This is a genomic window from Klebsiella sp. 141251 (genome assembly GCF_050600725.1).
Lineage (GTDB): Bacteria > Pseudomonadota > Gammaproteobacteria > Enterobacterales > Enterobacteriaceae > Klebsiella > Klebsiella aerogenes.
In genome coordinates this window covers 373492-395662 of record NZ_JAQIRG010000006.1, presented here as the reverse complement: position 1 = coordinate 395662, position 22171 = coordinate 373492, and the positions used below count along the sequence as shown (strand labels likewise).

22 protein-coding genes and 1 pseudogene are annotated in these 22171 nt (G+C 57.7%); 10 read left to right on the top strand and 13 right to left on the bottom strand.

Annotation, left to right across the window (positions count from 1 at the left end):
• The 3 genes and pseudogenes from PGR09_RS16280 to PGR09_RS16270 form a co-directional block, all read right to left on the bottom strand.
• Positions 1 to 281 (bottom strand): annotated as a pseudogene (locus PGR09_RS16280) (carbohydrate porin); the annotation flags it as partial.
• 278 nt (positions 282 to 559) lie between these two features.
• Positions 560 to 1885, bottom strand: a complete 1326-nt coding sequence (locus PGR09_RS16275) for a PTS sugar transporter subunit IIC (RefSeq protein WP_045390501.1) — start codon at positions 1883 to 1885, stop codon at positions 560 to 562.
• An 11-nt stretch (positions 1886 to 1896) separates the two neighbouring features.
• A complete protein-coding gene (locus PGR09_RS16270; RefSeq protein ID WP_430916307.1) occupies positions 1897 to 2211 on the bottom strand; it encodes a PTS sugar transporter subunit IIB in 315 nt (104 codons plus the stop codon).
• A 293-nt stretch (positions 2212 to 2504) separates the two neighbouring features.
• Here PGR09_RS16270 and PGR09_RS16265 point away from each other — a divergent pair, with 293 nt between their 5' ends.
• The gene (locus PGR09_RS16265; RefSeq protein ID WP_047047582.1) at positions 2505 to 3440 is read left to right on the top strand and encodes a LacI family DNA-binding transcriptional regulator; all 936 of its coding nucleotides are present in this window, start codon (positions 2505 to 2507) and stop codon (positions 3438 to 3440) included.
• Positions 3441 to 3469: 29 nt separating this feature from the next.
• Here the strand turns inward: PGR09_RS16265 and PGR09_RS16260 are convergent, their stop codons facing one another.
• The 5 genes from PGR09_RS16260 to PGR09_RS16240 all read right to left on the bottom strand — a co-directional run bounded on the left by PGR09_RS16260 (position 3470) and on the right by PGR09_RS16240 (position 6500).
• Positions 3470 to 3784, bottom strand: a complete 315-nt coding sequence (locus PGR09_RS16260; protein ID WP_047078232.1) for a CcdB family protein — start codon at positions 3782 to 3784, stop codon at positions 3470 to 3472.
• 2 nt (positions 3785 to 3786) lie between these two features.
• Positions 3787 to 4020: a type II toxin-antitoxin system CcdA family antitoxin gene (locus PGR09_RS16255; RefSeq protein ID WP_045390507.1), complete on the bottom strand. Its 234-nt coding sequence runs from the start codon at positions 4018 to 4020 to the stop codon at positions 3787 to 3789.
• A gap of 216 nt (positions 4021 to 4236) precedes the next feature.
• On the bottom strand, positions 4237 to 4527 hold the full coding sequence (locus tag PGR09_RS16250; RefSeq protein WP_045390509.1) for a YicS family protein: 291 nt from the start codon (positions 4525 to 4527) through the stop codon (positions 4237 to 4239).
• A gap of 101 nt (positions 4528 to 4628) precedes the next feature.
• Positions 4629 to 5531: an EamA family transporter gene (locus tag PGR09_RS16245; RefSeq protein ID WP_015369087.1), complete on the bottom strand. Its 903-nt coding sequence runs from the start codon at positions 5529 to 5531 to the stop codon at positions 4629 to 4631.
• Positions 5532 to 5594: 63 nt separating this feature from the next.
• Entirely contained in the window at positions 5595 to 6500 is a 906-nt protein-coding gene (locus PGR09_RS16240; protein ID WP_047078230.1) for an AraC family transcriptional regulator, read from the bottom strand.
• Positions 6501 to 6616: 116 nt separating this feature from the next.
• Between PGR09_RS16240 and PGR09_RS16235 the strand changes: the two genes are divergently transcribed.
• Positions 6617 to 7153: a carboxymuconolactone decarboxylase family protein gene (locus tag PGR09_RS16235; RefSeq protein WP_047078229.1), complete on the top strand. Its 537-nt coding sequence runs from the start codon at positions 6617 to 6619 to the stop codon at positions 7151 to 7153.
• A 19-nt stretch (positions 7154 to 7172) separates the two neighbouring features.
• Here the strand turns inward: PGR09_RS16235 and PGR09_RS16230 are convergent, their stop codons facing one another.
• Positions 7173 to 7643, bottom strand: a complete 471-nt coding sequence (locus PGR09_RS16230) for a DUF1348 family protein (RefSeq protein ID WP_045390514.1) — start codon at positions 7641 to 7643, stop codon at positions 7173 to 7175.
• The gene (locus PGR09_RS16225) at positions 7643 to 8272 is read right to left on the bottom strand and encodes a pyridoxamine 5'-phosphate oxidase family protein (RefSeq protein WP_045390516.1); all 630 of its coding nucleotides are present in this window, start codon (positions 8270 to 8272) and stop codon (positions 7643 to 7645) included. Before PGR09_RS16225 ends, PGR09_RS16230 begins: the two co-directional genes overlap by 1 nt.
• A gap of 39 nt (positions 8273 to 8311) precedes the next feature.
• Here PGR09_RS16225 and PGR09_RS16220 point away from each other — a divergent pair, with 39 nt between their 5' ends.
• Positions 8312 to 9283 carry a LysR substrate-binding domain-containing protein gene (locus PGR09_RS16220; protein WP_162183996.1) on the top strand — a complete coding sequence of 324 codons (972 nt, stop codon included), beginning with the start codon at positions 8312 to 8314 and terminating at the stop codon, positions 9281 to 9283.
• Here PGR09_RS16220 and PGR09_RS16215 read toward each other — a convergent pair.
• Entirely contained in the window at positions 9280 to 10773 is a 1494-nt protein-coding gene (locus tag PGR09_RS16215; RefSeq protein WP_047078228.1) for an MDR family MFS transporter, read from the bottom strand. The genes PGR09_RS16220 and PGR09_RS16215 overlap by 4 nt on opposite strands.
• Positions 10774 to 10853: 80 nt before the next feature.
• On the opposite strand from PGR09_RS16215, the gene PGR09_RS16210 reads away from it, so the two are divergent.
• Entirely contained in the window at positions 10854 to 11501 is a 648-nt protein-coding gene (locus PGR09_RS16210) for a TetR/AcrR family transcriptional regulator (protein WP_213797549.1), read from the top strand.
• 166 nt (positions 11502 to 11667) lie between these two features.
• Here the strand turns inward: PGR09_RS16210 and PGR09_RS16205 are convergent, their stop codons facing one another.
• The gene (locus tag PGR09_RS16205) at positions 11668 to 12084 is read right to left on the bottom strand and encodes a GNAT family N-acetyltransferase (RefSeq protein WP_213797550.1); all 417 of its coding nucleotides are present in this window, start codon (positions 12082 to 12084) and stop codon (positions 11668 to 11670) included.
• Positions 12085 to 12372: 288 nt separating this feature from the next.
• Here PGR09_RS16205 and eefA point away from each other — a divergent pair, with 288 nt between their 5' ends.
• The 6 genes from eefA to nlpA all read left to right on the top strand — a co-directional run bounded on the left by eefA (position 12373) and on the right by nlpA (position 21552).
• A complete protein-coding gene (eefA, locus tag PGR09_RS16200) occupies positions 12373 to 13497 on the top strand; it encodes a multidrug efflux RND transporter periplasmic adaptor subunit EefA (RefSeq protein ID WP_047047594.1) in 1125 nt (374 codons plus the stop codon).
• Positions 13497 to 16604, top strand: coding sequence for a multidrug efflux RND transporter permease subunit EefB (gene eefB, locus PGR09_RS16195; protein WP_047047595.1), 3108 nt, complete (start codon positions 13497 to 13499; stop codon positions 16602 to 16604). The genes eefA and eefB overlap by 1 nt, the downstream gene beginning before the upstream one ends.
• Positions 16605 to 16607: 3 nt before the next feature.
• A complete protein-coding gene (eefC, locus tag PGR09_RS16190; RefSeq protein ID WP_032715335.1) occupies positions 16608 to 17972 on the top strand; it encodes a multidrug efflux RND transporter outer membrane subunit EefC in 1365 nt (454 codons plus the stop codon).
• Between the two features lie 216 nt (positions 17973 to 18188).
• Positions 18189 to 19091 carry an N-acetylmuramic acid 6-phosphate etherase gene (murQ, locus tag PGR09_RS16185; protein WP_047047600.1) on the top strand — a complete coding sequence of 301 codons (903 nt, stop codon included), beginning with the start codon at positions 18189 to 18191 and terminating at the stop codon, positions 19089 to 19091.
• A gap of 24 nt (positions 19092 to 19115) precedes the next feature.
• Positions 19116 to 20549 carry a PTS N-acetylmuramic acid transporter subunit IIBC gene (gene murP, locus PGR09_RS16180; protein WP_063416180.1) on the top strand — a complete coding sequence of 478 codons (1434 nt, stop codon included), beginning with the start codon at positions 19116 to 19118 and terminating at the stop codon, positions 20547 to 20549.
• A gap of 193 nt (positions 20550 to 20742) precedes the next feature.
• Positions 20743 to 21552, top strand: a complete 810-nt coding sequence (nlpA, locus tag PGR09_RS16175) for a lipoprotein NlpA (protein ID WP_047047605.1) — start codon at positions 20743 to 20745, stop codon at positions 21550 to 21552.
• Here the strand turns inward: nlpA and PGR09_RS16170 are convergent, their stop codons facing one another.
• On the bottom strand, positions 21553 to 22095 hold the full coding sequence (locus PGR09_RS16170) for an NUDIX domain-containing protein (protein WP_047047607.1): 543 nt from the start codon (positions 22093 to 22095) through the stop codon (positions 21553 to 21555).
• Positions 22096 to 22171 lie beyond the last annotated feature (76 nt).

Sequence of the window (22171 nt, the reverse complement as noted above, 5' to 3'; positions counted from 1 at the left end):
GTCTGGAAGTGGGCGCCATAGCGGGCGTAACCGCTAAATTTCAGGCCGAAAGGGATCGCCAGATCCGGCGAAGCCGCGGTGGTTTGCGGGTTGGTCATCACGTCGACTTTTTTATTGGCGGCGGCGTCGATTTTGGCCTGGCGGTCGGCCAGCGCTTTATCGACGGCTTTCGCGACGATGGCGTCGATCTGCTCCTGGGTAAACTCCTGCGCCAGTACGGAAATTGGGCACAGCGCGGCGATAACCGCCATGGCCAATGGCAGCTTTTTAACTGTATTCATGGTTATCTCACTTTAATAATTAATATATGCAGACAATAACCGCCCCATTCTGGTTAAAATAAAAATAACCAAAATAAGCTGATTTGTTTTTTTCAGGGTACAGCTACGCCGGAGAATAAATATCTTATTCTCAGTGGCGAAATTTAACGACTAATACAGAGTGATTAATTTATTAGAAAATAGATCATAATATTTCCTGAGGTTATTGAGTTTATAATCAGGTCATTTGGCGAAAATCCCTTTTCCGCATAAATTCATATTTTCAGGTAAGACAATAATTACTGGCTAACGGCTCCGGCGACAGCTGCAACGCTTTTCGCCTTTTCCACTTCATTCTTTATTAATGAACGCTCATAGGCACGCAGGAATGGCAGATAAATCACCGCCGACATCACCATGCAGATAACGCACATCACCACCGGGCTTAAGGTCCAGTTAGCCGCCCACGAGGCGCCAATCGGCGCGGGCGTCGTCCACGGCGTCAGCGACACCACCTGGCTCAGCCAGCCAAGACGGGTTGCGCCGTAAGCCAGCACCGCGTTAACCATCGGCACGCAGACGAAGGGGATAAACATCATTGGGTTCATGATGATCGGCGCGCCGAACAGAATCGGTTCGTTGATATTAAAGAAGCTCGGCACGATGCCCATTTTGCCGATAGTCCGCAGATGCGTGACCCGGCTACGCAGCAGCAGGAAGGCCAGCGGCAGGGTCGAACCGACGCCGCCAATCAGCAAATAGTGATCCCAGAAGCCCTGCAGGTAAACGTGCGGCAGCGCCGCGCCGGCCGCCAGCGCCGCCTGGTTTGCCGACAGATTGGCCATCCAGAACGGGTTCATAATGCCGGTGACGATAAGCGAGCCGTGAATACCGGCGAACCAGAAAATCTGGCACATCAGCACCGACAGCAGAATCGCCGGCAGCGAATCGGAAGCGGAGACCAGCGGTTCCAGCAGATGCATAATCGCCTGCGGCAGGATCATGCCGGTTTGCGCTTCAATGAACAGGTTGAGCGGATGCAGAGTACCGATGACCACCAGTACCGGAATGAGGATCTCAAATGAACGGGCGACGCCGGTCGGCACCTCTTTCGGCAGGCGAATGGTCACGTTGTTTTGCTTAAGCCAGGCGTAAACGCGGGTGGAGTAGATGGCGGTGATCAGCGCGGTGAAAATGCCCTGGCCGGATAAATACTGAGTAGAAATTTTGCCATCGGCATAGGGCGCGGCGACCAGCAGGAAGGCCATAAACGCCAGCAGGCCTGACATGACCGGATCGAGCTGGAACTGGCGTCCGAGGCTGGCGCCGATGCCGACCGAGATAAAGAAGGTCATGACGCCCATGCTGAGATTAAACGGCAGCATCAGCTGTTCACGGTACTGCTGGGAAAAATCCAGCCAGCCGCGGGCAAAGCCGTTAGTGGTCTCCGGCGAGAAAGGCGGAAAGATAAATACCAGCATGAAAGAGCCGATGATCATGAACGGCAATGCGGCGGTAAAGCCATCGCGGATGGCGATAACATATTTCTGTTGCCCAAGGCGTCCTGCCAGCGGAGTAATAGACTGCTCGATCACGGCAATCATCGACTGATACAGAGAACTCATTTGAACACCTCTTAGTGCGCCGCGGCGATCAGCGACAGGGCATAATTCAGAACGTTATCTCCCCGCTGCATTCCGTAATCCATCGTATCGATAGGCTGGACGGGAATATTCAGGGGAGCGGCTTTCTCGCTAAGCATTTTCAGCATGTATTTGACCTGCGGACCAAGCAGCACCACCTGGTATTTCGGAAACTGCATATCAAATTCGGCAACGCCATAGGCGTCAATCTGCACCGGCAGGTCGCGTTCCTTTGCGGCATCCACCATTTTCCTCACCAGCAGGCTGGTGGACATTCCGGCGGAGCAGCACAGCATAATCTTGTACATCGACGGTTTTCCTCATATGTAAAAAGTTATTGCGAGGATGATTTGATATCAGACGGAAACCGGTTTCCATTTATAAAAAACAGAACTGTGAGCGCGGTCAATAACTCATCGTTAGCGGCCTTACTAATTAGATTTTGCTCACAAAATAATGTCGATTTGGCGTGGTTTTTTGCCAAAATGGAAAATCGGTTTCCAAATAAAAAAGGAAACGGCTATACTGCCGCTGGTTATAATTGAAGCGATTCAGGACACAGCGTTACAGGGGCCTAACCGCGCCTGCCAGGGGAAAAAAGATGTCGACAATCAATGATGTATCACGGTTAGCCGGGGTATCGAAAGCCACGGTTTCGCGCGTGCTCAGCGGTTCGCGCGGGGTAAAAGAGGCCAGCCGCCAGGCGGTGCTCCAGGCGGCGGAAACGCTTAACTACCGGCCCAATATGATTGCCCAATCCTTACTGAGCCAGTCGACGGGCTGTATCGGCGTGATTTGCGCGCAGGACAACATCAATCAGACCACCAGCTATCTCTACGCCCTGGAAAAACAGCTCAGCCAGCATCAGAAGCATCTACTGCTGCGCTTCGCCAATAACCGCGGCGACGTATTAAGCGCGCTGGATGAACTCACCTGTGGCCTGTGTGATGACGTGCTGATCATCGGCGCGCGCTTTCCGCTGCAGATCGAGCGCCCCGATGTGGTGCTGATTGATTGTCTGGAAAGCGATGGCGAGAACAGTATTCAGTTTGATCACGCCTTCGCCGCGGAAACCGCCTGTCATTATCTGATTAATCAGGGGCGGCGGCAGATTGCGCTGATCCATCCGCAGGGGAGCGGCTTTGCCGACCAGGTGCTGCTGGGCTATAAGCATGCGCTGGAGAAGAACTTCCTGCCGTTTAATCGCAACCTGGTCTTCCTGGACTGCCCCTCGTCGTCGGTGGCGGTGCAGGAGCTGATGAATAACGCCACTACCCTGAACTTTAATGCGCTGTTGGTGAGCGATGAACTGCAGGCGCAGCGGGTAGTGCCGCAGCTGCAGGCGTTTAACCGCGCGGTGCCGGAAAAAGTAATGGTCTTCAGTCTCGCGGGTTCGCTGCAGATGCCGGGTATTCCAACCATCCCGGCGATTGAGTATTCGATGGATGCGATGGCTTCGCGGATCGTCAACTGGCTGATCGGCAAAAGCCCGCAGCCCGGCGGCAGCCTGCTGCGCGGCGACTTAATTATTCCCTAGAGGTGCGGAGATATTCTAAACATGCGTATCTAAATGCCATCAAGCATGAAATCGAGCGCTCCTTTAATAGCGTTGCGGTATCCGCTCGCATCGCAAAACTCGACCCCTAAGGCTTTAACAGGAATGGTTGCCGCTTCGTGTGTCATCAAAACGTATTTTTTCCCGTCAACCAAAGCCAGTATCGGGTTTAAACGCTCCGGCGCGGGATTAACACCGAGTCGCTCAACGGGCATTAACGGGATCGCTAAGCGGCGATTAATGTCGCCAATAATGTCACTGGTAACATCAATTAAAAGTGGGAAGGCCGGGTTTTTACTGGTACTTCTGTAGACATAATATTGCACTGTCAAAAACTCCGATATTCATCAGAAAAGCATCCGGTCTCTTCCCCTAAAGCATTCATTGCAGCTATTGCTTCAGCATTAGCTTCGCGCCAACGCAGGGCAGCATGTTTTTTCAGCTCAGCATCAAGCGCTGCGGCTAATGTAGCGCTCATATTTACACCGGCTTCGCGCGCACGATTGAGTAAATCCCGTTCGAGAGTGACGGTCACGTTTTGCGTTTTACGTTTTACAGTCATGATGAGATCTCCAGTGAGCAGATATGTGGAGCTTACACTTATACTGACACGATCGCTACCTGGCGGCCTCTGATAGCTCATCGCGATAAAACATATTATTTAGGAGATACGGTGAGGGTAACGCCCTCATGGGACGTAAAGCCTGAGTCCGGCGAAGTACCGAACTCAGGTGAGGATAATTTGGAGTGGCAACGGTTTTCCTGATAATTCAGCCCGTTATTTACCCGGGCAGCGAATTTTATCAATGGCGGCCAGATAGCCTTTTTGATTATTGCGCTCTTTCGCCAGCGTCGCTTCGCGAACGTAACTCTGGTTGTCTTTCGAGGCGAGGATTTTATTGGCGAAATCGTTATCGCTGAGGGTGCTCGCCGGGGCGCATTTTTCCTTCACCGCTTTCAACACCTGCTGTTTTTGCTGCTCAAACTGCAGGCTTTGCAGCGGCGATTCGGCCCACGCCGCGCTGGCGCTAAGGGCAGTAACCAGACACAACATCCAACACGCTTTCATGGCGCTTCTCCTTCACTTTTCGCTTCAGTCAACTATATGCGCAGCAGGTGAATTGCGCAAATGTTAGACATTTTTTGTTGTTTAAAATCAGACGATTGCTATTACGCCGCGCGTACCCGCCGCCGGGAATCCACCGCGATAAGAATGACCGAAGAGAGAATCAACAGCGTCCCCAGCCAGTCCGGCAGAGTAAAGGTAATGCCCAACAGCAAGAGAGAGAGCAGGGCGCTGCTCAGCGGCTCGGCGCAGCTGAGGATCCCGGCTTTTGCGCCGCCAATTTTCTGAGCGCCGTTGAGATACAGGCTGAAAGTCAGCGAGGTGCCGATCACCACGAGATAGAAAAACGCCAGCAGCAGACGGCCGTTCACCACAAAGTTCGCGCTCTGGCTGCCATAAAACGGCAACAGCATCGCCCCGCCAATCAGCATGCTCCAGCCGACGATCGGCAGTGTGCCGTAGCGGGCGATAAGCGTTGAGGGATAGGTGGTATAAAACGCCGCCGCGAAGGCAGAAGCGATCCCCCAGAACAGCGCCGCCGGCGAGATGGAGAGCGAGGTCGGGTTGCCGTGGGTGACCAGCAGGAAGGTGCCGGCAAGCGAGGTGCCAATCGCCAGCAGCACAAAGGGACTAGGCCGCGCCTTACGCGCCAGCGCGAACCAGGCGACGATAATCGTCGGCGACAAAAACTGTAGCACCGTGGCGGTGGCGGCGTTCGACTTCTCGATAGTCATCAGGAAGGTGTACTGCACGGTTAACGCGCCGACCAGCGAGAAAAACAGCAGGCTAAGGGCATCTTTGCGGTTTTGCATGACGCGGAAAATTTTGTCGCCGTGAACGAAAGCGAGCATCAGCAAAATCAGCCCGGCGAACAGCAGGCGGATCATGGTCAGATAGGGCGATGACATCTGACTTTGCTGCATAATGTACTGCGCGCAGACCCCGGAACTGCCCCACAGGACGGCGGCGATCAATACGTTCAACATCCCTCTTTTGCTGGAACCCATTTTTCCCTCGCGTGAAATAGCGCAAAGCAGGAATCATAGCACGGCGGCGACGCGGCGCGCGCTTTACTGCCGACGCCACTCGCCCGGCGTCATGCCGTAGTGTTTTTTAAAGGTTTTCGCAAATGAAGCCTGTGATTGAAAACCGCAGCGTTCGGCAATCACTTCCAGCCGCGCCTGGCGATCGAGATGCAGCAGGCGAGCGGCCATCGCCATCCGCAGCTGCGACAGCCACGCCTGCGGCGTCAGATGATAGACGCGGGCAAAATGGCGGGCGAAGGTGGCGCGCGATAAAAACGCCCGCGCCGCCATGCTCTCGATAGTCCACGGCTGTTCCGGCGCGGCCAGCACCGCGAGAACGGCCGGCATCAGCCGCGCATCGCTCATCAGGCGCAGCAGGCCGCCCGGCGGCTCCTGCGCGCCGAGCAGGGTACGTAACAGCAGTACCAGCAGCGTATCGCCAAGGCTGCGCACGATAGCACTACCGCCGGGATGTTCCGCCAGGCTTTCGCGTACCAGCACGTTAAGCAATATATCCAGCTCCGGGCAATCTTCGCGCTCGTCGGTGTGTAAATGGATAAGCTCCGACTCTTCGGCGAACAGCCAGTTGACGTGCGGGCCGAAGTAAAACTCGCCGCACAGCATCTCCAGCGCGTCGCTTTCCACGGCGGTACGCACTTCCGTTAGCGTGCCGTTAAAGCGATGGGCGACGGGCAGTACCTGGCCCCACTCCACCAGGCTCTCCATCAGATGCGGCGAACCGTGCGGCAGCAGGATCACGTCGCCGGCGCGCATGTGGCGGGTTTGATGACCGACGGTTAGGCGCCCTTCGCCGCGCAACACAAAGTGCCACGGCACCACGCCCGCTCGCATTTGATCGTGTCCGGCCTGCCAGCGGCCGCCGAAACGGCAATGCAGATTCACTTCGCAACGCGGGGCCAGCAGCGTCAACAGATGGCTCAAACTATCCATGCGACTCCTGAGACGATAAGACAAAAAAATGAGACGAAGAGCGCCAGTCTAGCACGCCGCCGACCACTAAGATGTCTCCATTGCCACAACATACCCTCAAATAACAGGAGTACACCATGAGCCGTTTAGCCGATATCCGTGAACAAGATGCCACCGGGAAAGCCGCCGATATTTTCGCCGGAATTAAAAAAGCGATGGGTAAAGTGCCGAATGCCTATCTGACCATCGGCGGCCACTCGCCGGCGGCGCTGCAACAGGCGCTGGCGCACAACGCGATGCTGCATAAAAGCAGCCTCAGCGCGCAGGAGCTGGAAGCGATTAATTTATCGGTCAGCGAAGCGACCGGCTGTGATTACTGCCTGGCCGCCCATACCCTGATGGCCAAAAAAGCGGGCTTCAGCGGCGAGCAAATCCACGCCCTGCGCCGCGGCGAGTATACGGAAGATGCGCGCCTGGGCGCGCTGGTGAAATTCGCCCAAACCCTGGTGACAACCACCGGTACGCTGCCGGAAGCGGACGTCGCCGCGCTGCGTCACGCCGGTTTTAGCGACCAGCAGGTGATTGAGATCGTCAGCGCCGTCAGCGCCATCCTGTTCACCAACATGGTGAACCGGGTTAACGACACGGTAGTGGACTTCCCGAAAGCCGATTAACCCGTCGTCGCGCGCCTGTTTACAGTCCCAGTTCGCTTAGCCCCGGATGATCGTCAGGGCGGCGACCCTGAGGCCAGTGGAACAGGCGCTCGCTTGCCGCGATCGGCAAATCGTTGATGCAGGCGTAGCGCATGGACATTAGCCCGTGCTCATCGAACTGCCAGTTTTCATTGCCGTACGAACGAAACCAGTTGCCGCTGTCGTCGCACCACTCATAGGCGAAGCGTACGGCGATGCGATTATCCTGCCATGCCCATAGCTCCTTAATCAGCCGGTATTGCAGCTCTTTACGCCATTTTCGCTGCAGAAACTCCACGATTTGCCCCCGTCCGTGGACAAATTCGCTGCGGTTGCGCCATTCGCTATCCACGGTATAAGCCAGCGCGACTTTTTGCGCATCGCGGCTGTTCCAGCCATCTTCGGCGGCGCGCACCTTTTGCGCGGCGCTGTCGCGGGTAAACGGCGGTAACGGGGGACGTTGTTCGCTCATCAGGACTCTCCTTTTGGGGATAATTGTTGCTGCAGGCGCTGATTCTCCTGCTCCAGTTCATGAATACGCTCTTGCAGGCTCTGGCTGTATTCCGCGACCTGCTGTGCGCTGTAGCGCGGCGTAATGTGCTGCGGGCAGTTCCAGTCAAAAGCCTGCAGATGAAAACGAAACAGGCGTTCGATGCGGGCGCGGTAGTTTGCCGGCGTCACTAACGCCAGCAGCTCAGGCTGCTCTTCCGCCGCCAGCACCTCGACGGTGGCGTAGATTTTCAGCCTGGCACGGCGCGGGTAATCCATCAAAAACAGGCAGGCCCGGTCGCTGCCGCGCAGGTTGCCGGTGGTGATGTACTGGCGATTACCGCCGAAATCGGCCATGGCCAGCGTGGTGTCATCCAGCAGGCGCAGAAAACCCGGCGGGCCGCCGCGATGCTGAATGTAGGGCCAGCCGCTTTGCGACACCGTCGCCAGATAAAAACTGTCGCGGGTGGCGATCATCCCCTCTTCGCTGGCACCGAAGCGATCCGCCTGACGGCGGCTGTGCGGCGTTTGCCACAGCTGGTCGCTGCCCATTTCATGTTGCACATCCATGACATCCGGGGTGATAGCGATATCGAGAAAGGTTGCTGCCATAACGCCTCCTGAAGGTAGGGGGCTATCATGGACTGTGCTGTGAAAAATGATAATACTGCTTATCTGGTAATCATCTTTCCGGATAACGGGAGAATAATGGACCGATTAAGCGCTATGGCGCTGCTGGTGAAAGTCACTGAACTGGGCAGTATGTCGGCGGCGGCGCGGGCGCTGAATACGCCGTTGACGACCGTGAGCCGTAATATCGGCGAGCTGGAGAGCGCGCTGGGAGTCCGTTTATTGACGCGCACTACCCGTAAACTCACCCTCACCGATGCCGGCGTCGATTATGTCGCCGCCGCGCGGCGGATCCTCGAAGAGGTGGAAAACGCCGAACGCCGGGCAACGGGTGAATACCAGGAGCCGAAGGGCGAGCTAGTGATCTCCGCGCCGACGATGTTTGGTCGCCAGCACGTTCTGCCAGTCATTAGTGAATTTATCGCCCGTTATCCGCAAATTCGCGTACGTTTGTTACTCAGCGACAGTAATGCCGATCTGGTCGGCGACCATATCGATCTGGCGGTACGGATTGGTGAACTGGCTGATAGCAGCATGGTGGCCACCCGGCTGGGCGCGATGCGCATTGTAGCCTGCGCCCATCCCGCGCTGTTGGCGAAATACGGCGAACCGCAGCGTCCGCGCGATCTGGCGGCGCTGCCGATCATCCGTATTGAATCGCCGATGCCCTATCGCGGCTGGCGCTTTCGCGCCGTTGAACGGGAAGATCAGCTGATTAATCTGCCGCCGGTGTTGGCCGTCACCACGCCGGAGAGCGCCGCCGATGCCGCCCGGCTGGGCGTTGGGGTGGCCCGCTTGCTGCACTATCAGGCGCTGGATGGCCTGCGCTGCGGGGAACTGCGTCTGCTGCTGGAAAGCGTCGAGCCGGAGCCCGCGCCGGTTCATTTGTTATATACCGCGCGGGAGCTGGCGCCGCTTAAGCTGCGGAAATTTATCGATTTTGCCGCGCCGGCGCTGCGCCAGTCCTTGCTGCGTATTGCCGGGGCCGCTTAATGCGCCGCGGTTTTCAGCGGCGCCTCCTTCAATAGCCAGGAAAGAACAAACGCGACGGCCATAATGCAGGCCGCCATCAGGAACGCCGCATGGATCGCCGCGCCGAAGGCGTCGAGATAATCGAGGCGGATCGCCGTTGGCAGATGCTGTACCGCCACCGGGTTCATGGCTGGCGGCAGCGCCGCGCCCTCCGGCAACAGTTTCTGCAGGTTATTTTGCAGCACATGGGTAAAGACCGCGCCGAACAATGCCACGCCGATGGAGCCGCCAATTGAGCGGAACAGGGTCACACCGGAGGTGGCGACGCCGTACATCTGCGCCGGCATCGCGTTCTGTACCGCCAGTACCAGTACCTGCATCACCAGCCCCAGGCCCGCGCCGAGCACGCCGGTAAACAGGTATAACTGCCACATCGGCGAATGAATGGTGATGCGGGTCAGCAGCACCATGCCGGTCACGCCGAGCAGGGTACCAATAATCGGGAAAATCCGGTATTTCCCGGTGTGGCTAATCACCCGGCCGCTGATGATGGAGGTCAGCAGCAGGCCGCCCATCAGCGGGATTAACTGTAACCCGGCCTCGGTTGGCGTCGCCTCTTTCACCACCTGCAGATAGAGCGGCAGGAAAGTGACCGAACCGAACAGCGACATGCCGATAACAAAGCCAATCAGACTACACAGCAGGAAGCTACGGTTGCGGAATAGCGACAGCGGAATAATCGGCTCGGCGGCGATCCGTTCTTCGTAGATAAAACCGATGATCCCCACGATGCCGAAGGCCAGAATGCACCACAGCTGCGGATCATTCCACGCATGGACGCTGCCGCCTTCCGAGGTAAACAGGATGATGCACAACAGCGCCATGCTGAGGTAAATCGCCCCCAGCCAGTCAATCTGATGCTGGCTACGTTTGTTGCTACTGTGGAATACCGCGCCGATGACCAGCAGCGCGAACAGACCCAGCGGCAGGTTGATATAGAAAATCCAGCGCCACGAGGCGTGCTGTACCAGGAAGCCGCCGATCAGCGGGCCGATAACCGTCGCCAGGCCGAAGACGCCGCCGAACAGCCCCTGATAGCGCCCGCGGTTGGCGGGTGGGATAACGTCGGCGACCGCCGCCATGCTGATCACCATCAGGCCGCCGCCGCCAAGCCCCTGTAGCGCGCGCATCAGCACCAGTTGCGTCATGTTTTGCGCCAGCCCGCAGAGCGCGGAACCGGCAAGAAACAGCACGATCGCCACCTGCAGCACGATTTTACGCCCGAACAGATCGCCGAATTTACCGTACAGCGGCACCACGATGGTCGAGCTGAGGATATAGGCGGTGACCACCCACGAGAGTTTATCCAGCCCGCCGAGCTCGCCAACGATAGTTGGCAAGGCGGTGGAGACGATGGTCTGGTCCAGCGCCGACAGCAGCATTACCAGCAACAGGGCGCTGAACAGCAGGCGGATTGACGGCGCCGGTTGGCTTGCGACTTCAGATGTCATTGCATCACTCGCTTGAAATTAATTAAATGCATAATTAATATTTAGGGAAATGATGAATCGGGTCAAGAGATCGCCAACATATGCCAGCACAAAAAGCTAATGAAGCGCCGCGCCGCCCCGGTCGGCCACGCGGTAAAAAGCCGGGAACCGCTAACCGCGAGCAGTTGATCGATATCGCCCTGGCGCTGTTTGCTCGTCACGGCGCGGCCCGCGTGTCGCTAAATGCCATTGCCAAAGAGGCCGGGGTGACGCCGGCGATGCTGAATTACTATTTTACGTCGCGGGAAGCGCTGATTGAGAATTTGCTGGAAGAGCGCTTTATGCCGCTGCGCAACGATATCAGCCGCATATTTGTCGACCATCCGCAGGATCCGGTGACGGCGTTGACGATGATGGTTGAGACGCTGGCGGACATGGCGGAGCAAAATGCCTGGTTCGCGCCGCTGTGGATGCAGGAGATCATCGGCGAGATGCCGATGCTGCGCCAGCACATGGATGCGCGCTTCGGCGAGGAGCGTTTTCAGGTGATGCTGGAGACGGTTCATCGCTGGCAGCAGGAGGGGAAAATTAACCCGGCGCTGGCGCCGGAGCTGCTGTTTACCACGGTGATTAGCCTGGTGCTGGTGCCGTTCTCGCGCATCCATAGCGATCCGCGTTTACAGGCGGTAACCCGGCAGACCATTGTGAGCCACGCGCTGGCGTTAATGGGCCACGGGGTCGGCGGTTAAGGTGTTAATTCAGATGCCGACACTGCTTCTGCGTTATGACTCTCCTGGCGCAGGGATTTTCCCGGAGGCGGCGCGCTGCGCCTTGTCCGGGCTACCTAAGAACTGTAGGCCGGATAAGGCGTAGCCGCCATCCGGCGCAAAAGTCGCGCCTTATCCGCGGTTATCGTTACAGCGCTTTCGACAAGTAGTGCCGCTGCATACCCGCGTGCGGGAAATCGGGCAGCGACATCTGCAACTGATAGCCTAATTTCTGATAAAACGGCAGCGCCTGGAAGCTAAAGGTATCGACCAACAAATGACTGCAGCCCAACGCCTGCGCCTGCTGTTCCGCTTCCTGCATAAGCTCGCGGCCCAGACCGTTGCCGCGCGTTGTTTCGCTCACCCACAGGTATTCGATACATAGCCAGTTGCCTTTGCGTTTGGCGATAAGCCCGCCGCGCATTACCGCTTGCTCATCGCGGGAGTAAATGCCCAGATCGCCAAACTGATCTGCGTCGAGATACTGCTGATTATACTGCCGTAGGCCGGCAAACAATTCTTGTTGATCGTCGGGATTAATGCTTTTTGTAATTATTAGAGCCATTAAGTTTCTCCAGTTGCACAGGCTATCGTTATATTTTCCTCTACTGACTTTCACAAAATATTCTTATTTTCTCCATTATTTTTTGTCTTAATTTTGTCCTTCAAAGTAAGCGAAATAACCTTTCTATGACTTTCGAAAGGGCGGGCTGAGAATCCCCACAATAATAATAGTGTTAAGGAACATCTAAGCTTCATTGCGATATTTCCATTAAGACGAAAATGCCGCAGCGCCCCTCTTTTCCTCGCGATTTAATTCACGGGGGGACGTCTTACATCTTGAGAAAATAAAATGAAACACATCATAGCCCCCATCGCGACAGCATTATTTCTCCTGAGCGGATGCGATAATGCGCAGACAACTGCGCCGCAACAACCCACGCCGGAGGTGGGAATTGTTACGCTGCAAGCCCATCCGGTGCCGGTGGTCAGCCAACTGACTGGCCGCACTACCGCCTCGCTCAGCGCCGAAGTGCGCCCGCAGGTCGGTGGCATCATTCAGAAGCGCCTGTTTACCGAAGGCGATATGGTGAAGGCCGGGCAGGCCCTTTACCAGATCGATCCCTCCAGTTATCGCGCCACCTGGAACGAAGCGGCGGCCGCGTTGAAGCAGGCGCAGGCGCTGGTGGTCTCTGATTGCCAGAAAGCCCAGCGCTACGCGTCGTTGGTCAGAGATAACGGCGTCTCTCGCCAGGATGCCGACGACGCTGCCTCCGCCTGCGCCCAGGACAAGGCCAGCGTGGAGTCGAAAAAAGCGGCGCTCGAGAGCGCGCGCATCAACTTGAACTGGACCACCGTCACCGCGCCGATTGCCGGGCGCATCGGCATCTCCTCGGTCACGCCGGGAGCGCTGGTCTCTGCAGACCAGGATACCGCGCTGGCGACGATCCGCGGCCTCGACACCATGTATGTCGATCTGACGCGATCCAGTGTCGATCTCCTGCGTTTACGCAGGCAGAGCCTGGCCAGCAACAGCGATACCCTCAGCGTGACGTTAACCCTTGAGGATGGCAGTACTTATCCCGAAAAAGGGCGTCTGGCGCTCACCGAAGTCGCCGTCGATGAATCCACTGGCTCGGTGACCCTGCGCGCCATCTTCCCCAACCCGCAGCATGTCCTGCTGCCGGGAATGTTTGTCCGCGCGCGTATCGATGAAGGCATCATGAACGACGCGATCCTCGCGCCGCAGCAGGGTATCACCCGCGATGCCAAAGGCGACGCCACGGCGCTGGTTGTCGATGCCGACAACAACGTTGAGCAGCGTACCGTGCAAACCGGCGATACCTACGGCGATAAATGGCTGGTGCTGAGCGGTCTGAAAGCGGGCGACAAGCTGATTGTCGAAGGCACCGGTAAAGTGTCCCCCGGACAAGCGGTGAAGGCCGTTGCCGTCAAAAATAACGGAGGCAATGCCTGATGTTCTCCCGTTTCTTCGTGCGTCGCCCGGTCTTTGCCTGGGTGATCGCTATCCTTATCATGCTTGCCGGGGCGCTGGCGATCCGCACGCTGCCGGTGGGACAATATCCGGACGTCGCCCCACCGGCGGTCAAAATATCCGCTACCTATACCGGAGCTTCCGCAGAAACCCTGGAAAACAGCGTCACCCAGGTTATCGAGCAGCAGCTCACCGGACTGGATAACTTACTTTATTTCACCTCCACCAGCAGTTCGGATGGTACGGTGAGTATTACCGTCACCTTTGAGCAGGGAACCGATCCGGACACTGCTCAGGTACAGGTACAAAATAAAGTGCAGCAGGCGGAATCGCGTCTGCCGAGTGAAGTACAGCAATCTGGCGTAACGGTAGAAAAATCACAAAGCAGTTTCCTGTTAATCCTCGCGGTGTATGACAAAACCAACCGCGCCACCAGTTCTGATATCTCCGATTGGCTGGTCAGCAATATGCAGGACCCGCTGGCGCGCGTGGAGGGCGTCGGCAGCCTGCAGGTATTCGGCGCCGAATACGCGATGCGCGTCTGGATGGACCCGACCAAACTCGCCTCTTACTCGTTGATGCCTTCCGACGTACAGTCGGCTATTGAGGCGCAGAACGTGCAGGTTTCCGCGGGTAAAATCGGCGCGCTACCGTCGTCCAATGCCCAGCAATTGACCGCCACCGTGCGCGCGCAGTCGCGGCTGCAAACTCCTGACCAGTTCAAAGCGATCATTGTAAAGAGCCAATCCGACGGTTCGGTGGTGCGCCTGAGCGATGTCGCGCGGGTGGAGATGGGCAGCGAGGATTACACCGCTACCGCTAATCTGAACGGCCACCCCGCAGCCGGGATTGCGGTGATGATGGCACCCGGCGCCAACGCGCTGGATACCGCAACGCTGGTGAAAAGCAAAATCGCTGAATTCCAGCGTCAAATGCCGCAGGGCTACGATATCGCCTACCCGAAAGACAGCACCGAGTTCATCAAAATCTCGGTCGAGGACGTCATTCAGACCCTGTTTGAAGCGATTATTCTCGTGGTCTGCGTAATGTACCTGTTCCTGCAGAATTTCCGCGCGACGCTCATTCCGGCGGTAGCGGTACCGGTCGTGTTACTTGGCACCTTTGGGGTGCTGGCGCTGTTCGGCTACTCCATTAATACCCTGACGCTGTTCGCCATGGTGCTGGCGATCGGCCTGCTGGTGGATGATGCCATTGTGGTGGTGGAAAACGTCGAACGGATTATGCGCGACGAAGGGCTGCCCGCCCGCGAAGCCACCGAAAAATCGATGGGCGAAATCTCCGGCGCGCTGGTGGCGATCGCCCTGGTGCTGTCGGCGGTATTCCTGCCAATGGCCTTTTTCGGCGGTTCGACCGGGGTAATCTATCGCCAGTTCTCGGTGACGATTATCTCGGCGATGATGCTGTCGGTGGTCGTAGCGTTAACCCTCACTCCGGCGCTGTGCGGCGCGCTGCTAAGCCACTCCAAACCTCATGACAAAGGTTTCTTCGGCGCCTTTAATCGCCTGTGGGGGCGTACGGAAGATGGCTACCAGCGTCGCGTACTCGGCGGCCTACGCCGCGGCGCGGTGATGATGGGCGCTTACGCCTTGATTTGCGGGGCGATGGCGTTGGCGATGTGGAAACTGCCGGGCAGCTTCCTGCCGGTGGAGGATCAGGGCGAAATCATGGTCCAGTACACCTTGCCTGCCGGGGCGACGGCGGTGCGTACCGCCGAGGTGCGCCGTCAGGTGACCGACTGGTTCCTCACCAAAGAGAAAGCCAATACCGAGGTTATCTTCACCGTCGACGGCTTCAGTTTCAGCGGCAGCGGTCAGAATGCCGGTATGGCCTTCGTCTCATTGAAAAACTGGTCGCAGCGCAAAGGCGACGAAAATACCGCGCAGGCCATTGCGCTGCGCGCCAACAAAGAGCTGGGCGCGATCCGCGACGCCACCCTGTTCGCTATGACGCCGCCATCGGTGGACGGCCTTGGGCAAAGTAATGGCTTCACTTTCGAGCTGATGGCCAGCGGGGGTACCGATCGCGATAGCCTGATGAAGCTGCGCAGCCAACTGCTGGCCGCAGCCAATCAGAGCGGCGAACTGCAGTCGGTTCGCGCCAACGATCTGCCACAAATGCCACAGCTGCAGGTGGATATCGATAACAACAAAGCCGTCTCGCTGGGGCTGTCGCTCAGTGACGTGACCGATACGCTCTCCAGCGCCTGGGGCGGCACGTACGTCAACGACTTTATCGATCGCGGCCGGGTGAAAAAGGTCTATATCCAGGGCGAGAGCGACGCGCGCGCCGTGCCGTCCGATCTTGGTAAATGGTTTGTCCGCGGCAGCGATAACAGCATGACGCCGTTCACCGCGTTCGCCACCACCCATTGGGAATACGGCCCGGAAAGCCTGGTACGCTACAACGGCTCGGCCGCCTTTGAGATCCAGGGGGAAAACGCCGCGGGCTTCAGCTCAGGGGCGGCAATGGACAAAATGGAAAAACTGGCCGATAGCCTGCCGGCGGGCTCCACCTGGGCATGGAGCGGTATTTCGCTGCAGGAAAAACTGGCCAGCGGCCAGGCGATGAGCCTGTACGCCATTTCGATTCTGGTGGTGTTCCTGTGCCTGGCGGCGCTGTATGAAAGCTGGTCAGTGCCGTTCTCGGTGATCATGGTCATCCCGTTAGGCCTGCTTGGCGCGGCGCTGGCGGCCACGCTGCGCGGCTTAAGTAATGACGTCTATTTCCAGGTGGCGCTGTTGACGACCATTGGCCTGTCGTCGAAGAACGCCATTCTGATCGTTGAGTTCGCTGAATCCGCGGTGGATGAGGGCTATTCGCTCTCGCGGGCGGCGATCCGCGCCGCGCAGACCCGTCTGCGCCCGATTGTCATGACCTCGCTGGCATTTATCGCCGGGGTACTGCCGCTGGCCATTGCTACCGGCGCCGGGGCCAACAGCCGCGTGGCGATTGGTACCGGGATTATCGGCGGCACCCTGACGGCGACGCTGCTAGCGGTGTTCTTCGTCCCGCTGTTCTTTGTGTTGGTGAAGCGTCTCTTTACCCGCCCACGTCCTTCTCAGGAGTAAGTTATGTTTCGTTTGAGTTTAATGTTTATCGCGCTCCTGACCGCGGGCTGTGTCTCTCTTGACCCGCACTACGAGCGCCCGGCCGCGCCGGTGCCGGCGACCCTTCCCGGTGCACACGGCGAATCAACGGCGGTGGTCGGCGACTGGCAAAAAGTGGTCAATGATGCGCGGTTAAAAAAAGTGGTCAGCATAGCGCTTAATAGCAACCGCGATGTGCAAAAAGCATTGGCCGATATTGAAGCCGCTCGCGCCCAGTATGGCGAAACGCGCGCATCGTTGTTTCCCACCGTCGATGCCGAGCTGAGCCATACCCGCAGTAAAACGATCGCCAGCGGCTTAAGTTCTACCTCGCAGGCTGACGGCGCGGTCTCGAGCTTCGAACTGGACTTGTTCGGCAAGAACCAGAGCCTGTCTCGTGCGGCGCGAGAAAGCTGGCTTGCCAGCGAATTCACCGCGCAAAATACCCGACTGACGATGATTGCCGATTTGACCACCGCCTGGGTGACGCTGGCGACGGATAATAGCAATCTGGCGCTGGCGCAGCAGACGATGGATAGCGCGGAGAACTCGCGCAAAATCGTCGCTCGCCAGATGGCGGTGGGCACCGCCTCCGCCGGTGATTTAAGTTCGGCGGAAAGCGTCTATCAGCAGGCGCGAGCCAGCGTCGCCAGCTACCGTACGCTGGTGGCGCAGGATAAAAACGCCATTAACCTGCTGGCGGGGGAAACCGTGCCGGAGAGCCTGCTGCCCGGTACGCTGGAGAGCCTGGGGGATAACAGCATCGCACTGGTGCCGGCGGGGGTATCATCATCGGTACTGTTGCGCCGGCCGGATATTCAGGAGGCGGAACATAATCTCAAGAGCGCTAATGCCGATATCGGCGCGGCGCGAGCGAACTTTTTCCCCTCCATTTCGCTGACCGCCAGCGCCGGGGTCGGCAGCGATTCGCTATCGTCGCTGTTTAGCCATGGCATGCAGGTGTGGTCGTTCGCCCCGTCCATCAGCCTGCCGCTGTTCACCGGCGGCAGTAATCTGGCGCAGCTACGCTATGCGCAGGCTGAGAAAAAGGGGCTGATTGCCACCTACGAGAAATCCATTCAGAGCGCCTTTAAGGACGTTGCCGATGCGCTGGCGCGCCGGGAAACGCTGAGTGAACAGCTCGATGCCCAGCAGCAGTATGTTGCCGCCGAGCAGAAGTCGCTGGATATCGCGATGAAGAGTTATCAGGCCGGGGTCGGCGACTATCTGTCGGTGCTGACCGCCCAGCGGACGCTGTGGTCGGCGAAGGCGACGCTGCTGTCGCTGCAGCAGACCGACCTCAATAACCGCATTACGCTCTGGCAATCGCTGGGCGGCGGCGCCAGTTAATGTTCCTCTTCGGACGCGTTATAGCACCTTAATCACTCCTGGCACATGCGTTAACTCCAGGTTGCGGTAATAAAATATTCCACCTTTATTACCGCAATATCTCTGGCTATACCTACAATTCTCCTATTATCCCAAGCGTATTAATCGTGATACTCTTCACATGAATGGAATAAAAAATTCCTTATACTGCGCGCAACTGAGAATAACGAGGTTTTTATGAGTATCGACCTGAGCAAACTGCTGACCGAGCGACGCAACGCCAACAGCGCCAACATTGACACCCTCTCCACTGTCGACATGCTGACGGTGATAAACCAGGAAGATCAGCAAGTGGCGCAGGCGATAACGCCTTACTTGCCGCAGATAGCGGAAGTCGTGGATAAAGTGGCGGCGGCGCTGCGGGCCGGGGGACGGCTGATTTACATCGGCGCCGGCACGTCGGGGCGTTTGGGTATTCTGGACGCCAGCGAATGCCCGCCGACCTTTGGCACCCGTCCGGAACAGGTGGTGGGGATTATCGCCGGCGGACATAAAGCGATTCTGAGCGCCGTGGAAAACGTGGAAGACAATAAAGCGCAAGGGGCGATGGACCTGCAGAACCTTAACTTCAGCAACCGTGATGTGCTGGTGGGGCTGGCGGCCAGCGGGCGTACGCCGTACGTCATTGGCGCGATGGAATACGCCCATAGCCAAAATGCGTTTGTCGCTATCGTCAGCTGTAACCCGCACGGTGAAATGGCGCAGCTGGCGGATGTCGCAATTACCCCGGTGGTCGGCCCGGAAGTGGTTACCGGATCGACCCGCCTGAAAGCCGGCACCGCGCAGAAACTGGTGCTGAACATGATCTCCACCGGGGCGATGATCCGCATCGGCAAGGTCTACAGCAACCTGATGGTTGATGTGGAAGCGACCAACGCCAAGCTGATTGAGCGCCAGGTGTCTATCGTGATGGAAGCGACCGATTGCGATCGCGCCACCGCGCAGAATGCGCTGGATGCCTGCGGCCGCCACTGTAAGACGGCGATTGTGATGGTGTTGGCTGACTTAAGCGCCGCAGAAGCGCAGTCGCTGCTGGCGAAAAACAACGGTTATATCCGCAAGGCGCTAGGCAACACCTGAGCGCCGACAGACAGGTAACAGGCAATGGCAAAAATAACGAAAGAGATGATAGCGCGGATCCTGGCCCACGTCGGCGGGGCCGCAAACGTGGCGCAGGCGGGTAACTGCATGACGCGCCTGCGCTTGACCCTGCGCGATGAAAGCCTGGCCGATAGCGCCGCCATTCGCCAGATTGACGGCGTGATGGGGGTTATCGTCAGCGATGAACAGTTCCAGGTGGTATTAGGCCCCGGCAAGGCTCAGACCGCCGCGGAAATGATGAACGGCCTGATGGATGCGGCGCCGCAGGCAGCCGCCTCGCTGGCGGATGTGGCGGCGGAAAAAAAGCAGGCGCTGAAGAGTAAGCAGACCAGCGGGGTACAGAAATTTCTTGCGAAGTTCGCCACTATCTTTACGCCGTTGATCCCCGGATTCATCGCCGTCGGGCTGCTGCTGGGCTTTGCTACGCTGGCGGAACAAATCTTCGTGCTGGAGAACGCGCACCCTAACGCCAGCCTGGTGGCGCTGATTGGCTACATGAAGGTATTCAGCAAAGGGATGTTTACCTTCCTGAGTATCTTGATTGGCTATAACGCTCAGAAAGCCTTCGGCGGTTCGGGCGTGAACGGCGCGATTATCGCCTCGCTGTTCGTGCTGGGCTACAACCCGGAAGCAACCAGCGGATTCTACGCCGGAATTTCGACCTTCTTCGGCCACGGTATCGACCCGCGCGGCAATATTATCGGCGTGCTAATCGCCTCGATTCTTGGCGCGTGGGTGGAGCGTCAGGTGCGGCGGATAATGCCCGCTAACCTCGATATGATCCTCACCTCGGCGGTGACGCTGCTGATTATGGGCGCGGTGACCTTTACGGTGATTATGCCGATTGGCGGCTGGCTGTTTACCGGTATGTCGTGGCTGTTCCTGCATCTTAACGGCAATCCGTTTGGCTCGGCGGTGCTGGCCGGGCTGTTCCTGCTGGCGGTGATGTTCGGCGTGCATCAGGGGTTTGTGCCGGTCTATTTTGCGCTGGTGGATGCGCAGGGCTTTAACTCGCTGTTCCCGATCCTGGCGATGGCCGGGGCCGGGCAGGTGGGTGCGGCGCTGGCGCTGTTCTGGCGCGCGAAGCGCGATTCGCTGCTGCGAACCCAAATCAAAGGGGCGATTATTCCGGGCTTCCTCGGTATTGGCGAACCGCTGATTTACGGCGTAACCCTGCCGCGTATGAAACCGTTTATTACCGCCTGTATCGGCGGCGCCTGCGGCGGTTTCTTCGTGGGCCTGATTGCCTGGCTGGGGTTGCCGGTCGGCCTGAACACAGTGTTCGGCCCCTCGGGGCTGGTGGCGCTGCCGCTGATGACCTCCGGAAGCGGAATTTATGCCGGGATGGCGGTGTACGCCGGCGGTCTGGTGGTTTCGTATCTATGCGGTTTTGTCCTCACCTGGCTGTTCGCCAGCAAAAACGTCGACCTGAGTTAAGCGTATTTCCCCGGCTACGGTTGCCCCGGTAAGCGTAAGCGCTACCGGGGAGCTGCTGGCCATCGCTTCATCCCGCGCTTAGACGATTTTCATCTTATTGATACCTTTTCGTGTTTAAAAATCGAGCACAAAATCGTTATAGTTTTGCTCGAAATATAATAATGATTTTCCATGGACTGACGGGGTACTAACAATGAAATGGCGTTTACGCACGGCGGCGGCAGTGATGCTGGCTGGCCTGCTGTTAGCGGGCTGTGACCAGAAGAATGACAATGCCAAACACATAAAAGTCGGCGTGATTAACGGCGCGGAACAGGATGTGGCGGAAGTGGCGAAGAAGGTGGCGAAAGAAAAATATGGCCTCGACGTCGAGCTGGTGGGCTTTAGCGGCTCGCTGCTGCCGAACGATGCCACCAACGCCGGGGAGCTGGATGCCAACGTCTTCCAGCATCGTCCCTATCTGGAACAAGACAACAAAGCGCACGGCTACCACCTGGTGGCCATCGGCAATACTTTCGTCTTTCCCATGGCCGGCTATTCGCGCAAGATTAAATCCGTTGCCGATATTAAAGATGGCGCGACCATCGCCATTCCCAACGACCCGACCAACCTCGGCCGCGCGCTATTGTTATTGCAAAAAGAGCAACTGATTACCCTCAAAGCGGGCACCGGCCTGCTGCCGACGGCGGTGGATATCACCAGCAACCCGCGCAACCTGAAAATTATGGAGCTGGAGGGCGCGCAGCTGCCGCGGGTGCTGGACGATCCGAAGGTCGATGTCGCCATTATCAGCACCACCTACCTGCAGCAAACCGGGTTATCGCCGGTGCGCGATGGCATCTTTATTGAAGACAAAAACTCGCCATACGTGAACATCATTGTGGCGCGTGAAGACAATAAAGACGCCGAAAACGTGAAAGAGTTTATGCAGTCGTACCAGTCGCCGGAAGTGGCGAAGGCGGCAGAAACCATCTTCAACGGCGGCGCGGTACCGGGCTGGTAATCATCTACGCTGCGCCATCAGGTGCAGTAGCGGCACCAGAGACAGCCCGTCCGGCATTTCGCCGCGGGCGATCAGCTGGTTTATCTCCTCGAAGGTAAACCAGCCGGTTTCCATCACTTCATCCTGATCTGCGTCCATGCCAACCCAGCTTAAATCGGTGGCGAGCCAGGTGATAAACAGCTGGTCGCTGCTGCCGTATGACGGGTTGTAGCGGATGATTTCCTCGGCGCGTTGCGCCTGCCAGCCGGTCTCTTCGCGCAGTTCGCGCAGCGCGGCGACGGCGGGCTCTTCGCCTTCATCGACACCGCCAGAGGGAATGGCCCACACCACCTTATCGATCAGATAGCGGTAATGACGAATCAGCAGCACTTTGTCATCCTGGAGCGCCACAATTCCGACCGCCGGGCGCGGGTAGTGAATGGAATAAAAGTCGCGCCGCTCGCCGGGGGCGACATCAATACCTACCTTGCGCATGCTGAACCACGGCGTCTCGGCGATGACCTGCGGGTTGTGCATATCGGCGGCGGTTAGTTTCTTCTTCATCCTGCCATTCCTGTAGAAAGTTTAACCTTCAGAACAACATAGCCGGCTGTGATTGGCAACCGTCGCAGGTTGGCCC